A 6,835-nucleotide genomic window follows, 5' to 3' on the forward strand; every position below is an offset into this window, starting at 1 on the left:
AACCCTGCCGGCGTGGGCCCATCCACCGGCGTCGAGATCTAACCGACGGCGGCCCTCCTGACTGGACGGGCCGCCGTCGGCGTTTAAGCCCGATGTTTAGGCCAGCCGCCCCTCTGTACGAAAGAATTGATCCATGACCGACGAAAACAGTGCACAGTGGCACGACGAGCCCACGGACTACGCGCAGGTCGGCAAACTGCCGCGCTTCGAGGCAGCGAGCGCCAAGGATGACAAGGTCCTTGCCGCTTCCAGCTCGCTGAACATCACGGCGGCGTCCGCGGATCCCGAACTCCTGGACCTGCCCTGGCACATCGCCCTGGAGGACTGGCCGGCCGAGAACCTGGCAGCGCTCCCCCGCGGCATCTCGCGGCACATTGTGCGTTTCGCGCACCTGGGCGGCTCCGTCATCGCCATCAAAGAAACGTCCGAACATGTGGCCCGCCACGAGTACCACATGCTCCGCAAGCTGGCCCGCCTGGACGTCCCGTGCGTTGTCCCCGTTGCTGTCATCACGGGCCGGACCACCCTGGATGGGCGGCCCTTGAACCCCGTCCTGGTCACCCGCCACCTGAAATTCTCCATGCCGTACCGGGCCCTGTTCTCGCAGATGCTGCGCAAGGACACACTGACCAGGCTCATCGACGCCCAGGCCCTGCTGATGGTCCGGCTGCACCTCATCGGCTTCTACTGGGGCGATGTTTCGCTCTCCAATACGCTCTTCCGCCGTGACGCGGGCGCGTTCGCCGCCTACCTGGTGGACGCGGAAACCGGCGAGCTGTATCCCGATCTTTCCACCGGGCAGCGCGAATACGATCTCGAGATTGCCCGGGTCAACATCGCCGGCGAGCTTATGGACCTCCTGGACGGCGGCCTGATCGAGGAGAAAGTGGACCCGGTGGCCACCAGCGAACTCATCATGGAGAGCTACCGGCGCCTATGGACGGAACTGACCGAGAAGGAATCCTTCGAGATCGGCGAACGCTGGCGCGTGGCCGCCCGGATCCGGAAGCTCAACGAGCTGGGGTTCGACGTCGAGGAATACGCCATCAAGACCACCCAGAACGGTTCCACCATCCAGCTCCAGCCCAAGGTGGTCGACGCAGGCCATCACCAGCGCCGGCTGCTGCGGCTGACCGGACTGGACGCCCAGGAGAACCAGGCGCGGCGCCTGCTCAATGACATGGACTCCTTCCGGGCGGACAACAACCCGGGGATGGACGAGGAATACAGCGCGCACCTCTGGGTCAGCCAGGTCTTCGAACCCATCGTGCGTTCGATCCCCCGCGACCTGTCCCGCAAGCTTGAGCCGGCGGAGGCGGTCCACGAGGTGTTGGAGCACCGCTGGTACATGTCCGAGGAGCAGGCCCGCCACATTCCGCTCGCCGAGGCTGTGCAGTCCTACATCGAGTCCGTCCTGCGCCACCGCCGGGACGAGGCCGCCATCATGCTCAACCCGGACACGGCAATGCTGAAGATCCTCGAAGTGGAAACCGAGGAGTCCCGCTACGGTGCCGACGAATCCATCGAAGAGTACCCGGACGTCGACGACTGACCGGACCGGGAGCCGCTGCCGGGCCGCGGTGGCAGGCGCGGCTGTGTTAACACACCCCAACTAGGTAGCAGTAACTGTCGTTATGAGCGCTCATAACAACAGTTACTGCTACCTAGTTTCGTGGCAGGTGGCGGACTTTAGATGGCCTTGCCCGGGTTCAGGATGCCGGCCGGGTCAAAGAGTTCCTTGATCCTGCGCTGGAGCTCCCTGACGGGTTCCGCCTGCTCCAGGCCCAGCCAGCGCAGTTTGTACTGCCCGATCCCGTGCTCGCCGGTGATGGTGCCGCCCATTTCGAGGGCAGCCTCGATGGAGGCATCCAGGGCAAGGTTCAGCCGGGCCATGGCGTCAGCATCCACCGCGCTGTCCTGGCGGTCGATCCAGAACGTGGGGTGCAGGTTGCCGTCGCCCGCGTGCGCCACCACCTTCAGGCTCACACCATGTGTTGCCGCGAGGTCTTCCAACGCCGCGACGTAATCCACCAGGCGTGAGCGCGGCACGGCCACGTCCTCGCCCACACGGTATTCGTCATCCACTTCCGCGCCCCGGCTGTTCCGGCGGAGCTCCACGAGCTGCTCGGCTTCCGCCGTGGATTCCGTGCTCACCGTTGCCCCGCCGGCCGCGAGAACGGAACGCACGACGTCGGCCTCCGCCGCTGCCCCGAACCCGTCGGTCTGGATCAGGAGCAGCGAACGGCCGCGGGAGCTCAGGTCGGAGCCGTGGAGTTCGTCCAGCTGGGCAAGCGTCCCGCCGTCGAGCAGTTCCATGATGGCCGGCTGCACGCGGGCCCGGCCCACCGCCAGGACGCCGGCAGCGGCCTGCCTGAAGTCCGGGTAGAACGCGGCGATGGTGTGCACGTCACGGGGCAGGTACTTGAGCCGGACGGTTGCCCCCACCACGATCCCCAGAGTGCCCTCGGAACCAACAAACAGGCCCGTCAGGTCGTAGCCCGCCACGCCTTTGAATGTCTGGTGGCCGGTGTGGATGAGGGACCCGTCGGCCAGGACGACATCCAACCCCAGCACCGAGTCGCGGGTGACGCCGTACTTGGCGCAGCGCAGTCCCCCGGCATTCGTGGCAACGTTGCCGCCGATCGTGGAGGAACGGAAGCTCGCCGGATCCGGCGCGTACATCAGGCCATGCACTGCGGCGGCCTCGTTGAGGGCGGCGTTGACCACGCCGGGTTCGACGACGGCGGTCTCGTCGTCAGGGTTGAGGTCAAGAATGCGGTTCATCCGTTCCAGGGACAGGACTACGCAGTTCCTGCTCGCGTGCGCGCCACCGGAAACGCCTGTTCCGGCTCCGCGGGCCACGACGGCGACGTTGAGGGCCGCACACAGCCTGACCACGGACTGCACGTCCGCCACAGACCCGGCGAAGACCACCGCTTCGGGGAGCTGGAAATCCGTGATGGGGGCCTGGTCCACGGCATACTTCGCGAGCAACTCCTCTTCGGTACTGACCTGTCCTGACCCGAGGGCGCCCACCAGCTCTTCAACCAAGCTGCCCACGCAGGCCTCCCGTTCGTCGTCGTTGTCGTTCTCCCCAGTCTAGGGCGGGCCACGACGTCACAAACGCGTCACAATCCCGGGCTGCTGCAAGCGTTTCCACAGGTCAGACACATTTCTCCTAGAACACCGAATTGCATCAGCAAATACATGCTGGAAGCGTTTCCATATCATGACGCTGCTCAACTAGGCTGATCAGCATGTCTGTTGATTCCATGATCACCAATGCAGCTCCGCTGGCAGGTCCGCTGACCCTCATCCACGATGCCGACAACGCCCCCGGCTGGTGGCGCTCCGCCGTCATCTACCAGGTGTACCCGCGGTCCTTCCGGGACCTCAACGGCGACGGCATCGGCGATCTCGCCGGGATTACCGCGGAACTGCCGCAACTGGCCGAGCTGGATGTGGACGCCGTCTGGCTGTCGCCCTTCTACGAATCCCCCCAGCGCGACGCCGGCTATGACGTCAGCGATTACTGCGACGTGGATCCGATCTTCGGCACCCTGGGTGACTTCGACGTCATGATTGCCGAGGCCAACCGTCTGGGGTTGCGGGTCATCGTGGACCTGGTTCCCAACCACTGCTCGGACCAGCACGTTGCCTTCCAGGCAGCCCTCGCCTCCCCTGCAGGGAGCCCGGAGCGCGACATGTTCATCTTCCGGGACGGGGCGGGGCCTGAAGGCCACGAACCGCCCAACAACTGGCAGTCCCATTTCGGCGGTCCGGCCTGGACCCGGGTCACGGGGCCGGACGGCCAGCCGGACCAGTGGTACCTGCACCTGTTTGATTCTTCCCAGCCGGACTTCAACTGGGATAATCCGGCAGTGCACGCCGAATTTGAGCGGGTGCTCCGTTTCTGGCTGGACCGCGGCGTCTCCGGCTTCCGGGTGGACGTTGCCCACGCTTTGGTCAAGGCACCGGGCCTGCCCGCCTGGGGCGGCCGGGCCGACGGCGGCAGCTCGGACGGTTTCCCCGGCCACGAGGCTCCGATGTTCGGCCAGCCGGCCCTGCACGACATCTTCCGGGCCTGGCGCCTGATCCTGGACGGGTACGGGCCGGACCGCATTCTGTGTGCCGAAGCCAACGTTGACCCACTCCCCCGCCTCGCCGACTGGGTCCGGTCCGATGAAATGCACCAGGCCTTCAACTTCCCCTACCTGCACGCCGGGCTGGACGTTTACCGGATGCGCAGTGTTATTACGGACTCGCTGACTGCCCTGGACGCAGTCGGAGCCACCAGCACATGGGTGCTCTCCAACCACGACGTGGTCCGGCATTCCAGCCGCTTTGGTTACAACGGGTCCGGTCCGCGCGATGGCGACGGCATCGGTGCGGCCGATCCGCAGCCGGATACAGACCTGGGCCGCCGGCGTGCAGCCGCCGCCTCCCTGTTTATGCTGGGACTGCCCGGCGCCGCCTACCTGTACCAGGGTGAGGAGCTTGGGCTGCCGGACGGCATCGATATTCCGGAGCACCTGCGGCAGGATCCCACGTTCGCACGCACCGGAGGGGCCCGGCTGGGCCGCGATGGCTGCCGGGTCCCCCTCCCGTGGCGCAGCACAGAACGGCACCTGGGCTTTGGCTCCGGCCAGGATCCCTGGCTTCCCTTGCCAGCGAGCTTCGCGGACCTGGCACGGGACGCACAGGCCGCATCGCCGTCGTCGCATCTATCCCTGTACCGGAACATGCTGGCGCTGCGCCGCGAACTGGGTTTGGGCCGCGGGTCACTGGCTTGGGCCGAGGACTGGTGCAGCGGTTCATCACTGGCCTACCTGAACGGCGATACGCTGGTGCTCATGAACCTCAACCACGAACCGCTGGAGATGCCGGCAGGCAGCGTCCTCGTCCGCAGCGCCGGCTCTGACTCTGGCTCTGACGCACCCCATTTCCTGGCGTCCGGGGAAACCGCGTGGCTGCGGGTTGGCGGAGGCGACGCGGCATAGTGGGACTTGCGGGCATCAAGGACGTTGCCGACCGCGCCGGGCTGTCGATCGCCACTGTGTCACGGGCGCTCAGCGGCAAGGCGAACGTGTCGGCCAAGAGCCGCCAGCTGGCAAAGGCGGCAGCCGACGAACTGGGCTTCGTCCCGTCGTACCACGCGTCCAGCCTGGCTTCAGGCCGTAACCACAACGTGGGGCTGGTGGTCCCGTCCATCCACCGCTGGTACTTCTCGTCCGTGGTGGAGGGCGTGTCCGGCACCTTGCTCGATGCCGGCTACGACCTCACCCTGTACAACGTGGGTGACCGGCCGGAACGCCGCCACAGCGTCCTGAACGACTTCCTGCTCCGCAAGCGGCTGGATGCGGTCATCGCTGTGGCGCTGGTCCTGAGCGAGTCAGAAATCAAACAGCTCCTGGCAATCCACCGCCCGATCGTCGGCATCGGCGGTGCCCTGGCCGGCGCATCCACCATCAGGATTGATGACGCCCGCCTGGCCCGGACAGCCACCGAGCATCTCCTCGGGCTGGGCCACACGCGTATCGCACACATCACCGGCGATGCCGAATTGAACCAGGACTTCAAACTCCCCGGGATACGCCGCGCCGGCTTTGAGGCAGCAATGCAGGCTGCGGGGCATGCTGTCCGCCCCGAATGGGTAGTGTACGCGGACTTCACTATCCAGGGCGCCTACGTGTGTGCCCGTAATCTCCTGGCCTCCGCAGCCGGGCGGCCCACTGCGGTTTTTGCAGCCTCCGATGAGATGGCGATCGGGACCATCCTTGCCGCCCGCGATTTCGGCCTGCGCGTGCCGCAGGATCTCTCCGTGATCGGCATGGACGGGCACGAACTGGGCGAGGTCTTTGGGCTGACCACCATCAACCAGGATGCGCGCGGCCAAGGCGCCCTGGCGGCCCGCATGCTGTTGGAAACGCTCGACGCCGGCGCACAGCGGCCTGCCAAGGGCACGCCAACGTCAGCGGCGGCCACGGACCGGGAATACCCCACAGAGTTTCTGGTCCGGAACAGTACGGCTGTCCCGCCTTCCTGACCCTGCCCCTCAGTCCATTCTGAGCTGGGTCCGTACAGGACTGGACCTGCTCTGGGCCGGGACGTCCTGAGCTCCGTCTATTCTGAGCTCGATCTATTCTGAGCTGGCCGTCACGCCTAAGCTTCCCCGCCCATGAACCTCACGAAACGGTCCAGCACCTTCGGCCAGCCGGCAGCATAGTCGGCGCGCGCTGCGGCAGGATCCTCCGCACCTTCCCAGCCGTTGTGGGCCAGGCGCAGCTCGGTCCCGGATTCCACGGCCCTGAACGCTACTCGCAGCTCGGTGGACCAGATAGCGGTGGTCCCGGGATGCCAGGACGCGTGGAAGGAAAGCGGCGGCTGCCAGTCATCTATGGAACCCCAGACGGCGGTCCTGCCGTCGTCAGCTGTCTCCACGATGAGGTTCTCTTCAAACTCAACGTAAGATCCTGCACCGTACACACCGTGTGAATCCAGCGGCCACCACAAGTGCGTGTGATCCGTGAAGCCGGCGAACGCCTGCGCCACCGGCCCCGGCACTGTGACAGTGCAGATGACAGCTTCCAGGCTCTCTGCGGGCTCAACTGAGGCAGGCAGGACGTCGTCCGCATGGCTGAAAAGGTTATCCATGGACGTCAACTCTACGCGGCTCCACAGGTGTGGATGTTTGTGGTGTGGTGGTTAAAGTGGGAGAGCCCCCCAACCTGGTGGTTGGGGGGCTCTCGACCATTTTTTAATGATGTTCCGGCGGTGACCTACTCTCCCACACCCTCCCGGGTGCAGTACCATCGGCGCTGTGGGTCTTAGCTTC

At 65.8% G+C, this 6,835-nt stretch carries 5 protein-coding genes; 3 read left to right on the plus strand and 2 right to left on the minus strand.

All coding sequences use genetic code 11. From position 1 onward, the window contains the following. Positions 1-133 precede the first annotated feature (133 nt). Positions 134-1,552 (plus strand): DUF4032 domain-containing protein, encoded by a 1,419-nt coding sequence (locus tag CXR02_RS20360; protein WP_104063643.1) that lies wholly within the window; start codon positions 134-136, stop codon positions 1,550-1,552. Positions 1,553-1,689: 137 nt separating this feature from the next. Here the strand turns inward: CXR02_RS20360 and CXR02_RS20365 are convergent, their stop codons facing one another. Further along, on the minus strand, positions 1,690-3,060 hold the full coding sequence (locus CXR02_RS20365; protein WP_104063644.1) for an FAD-binding oxidoreductase: 1,371 nt from the start codon (positions 3,058-3,060) through the stop codon (positions 1,690-1,692). Positions 3,061-3,257: 197 nt separating this feature from the next. On the opposite strand from CXR02_RS20365, the gene CXR02_RS20370 reads away from it, so the two are divergent. Together CXR02_RS20370 and CXR02_RS20375 are read left to right on the plus strand one after the other, a co-directional pair. Next, on the plus strand, positions 3,258-5,000 hold the full coding sequence (locus CXR02_RS20370; protein ID WP_104063645.1) for a glycoside hydrolase family 13 protein: 1,743 nt from the start codon (positions 3,258-3,260) through the stop codon (positions 4,998-5,000). Then, positions 5,000-6,046: a LacI family DNA-binding transcriptional regulator gene (locus tag CXR02_RS20375; RefSeq protein ID WP_104063646.1), complete on the plus strand. Its 1,047-nt coding sequence runs from the start codon at positions 5,000-5,002 to the stop codon at positions 6,044-6,046. The genes CXR02_RS20370 and CXR02_RS20375 overlap by 1 nt, the downstream gene beginning before the upstream one ends. Before the next feature lie 116 nt (positions 6,047-6,162). Here CXR02_RS20375 and CXR02_RS20380 read toward each other — a convergent pair whose 3' ends face one another. Further along, the gene (locus CXR02_RS20380) at positions 6,163-6,654 is read right to left on the minus strand and encodes an SRPBCC domain-containing protein (RefSeq protein ID WP_104063647.1); all 492 of its coding nucleotides are present in this window, start codon (positions 6,652-6,654) and stop codon (positions 6,163-6,165) included. Between the last annotated feature and the right edge of the window lie 181 nt (positions 6,655-6,835).

Origin of the sequence: Arthrobacter sp. 4R501 (genome assembly GCF_002929755.1) — a bacterium.
Classification (GTDB): Bacteria; Actinomycetota; Actinomycetes; order Actinomycetales; family Micrococcaceae; genus Arthrobacter.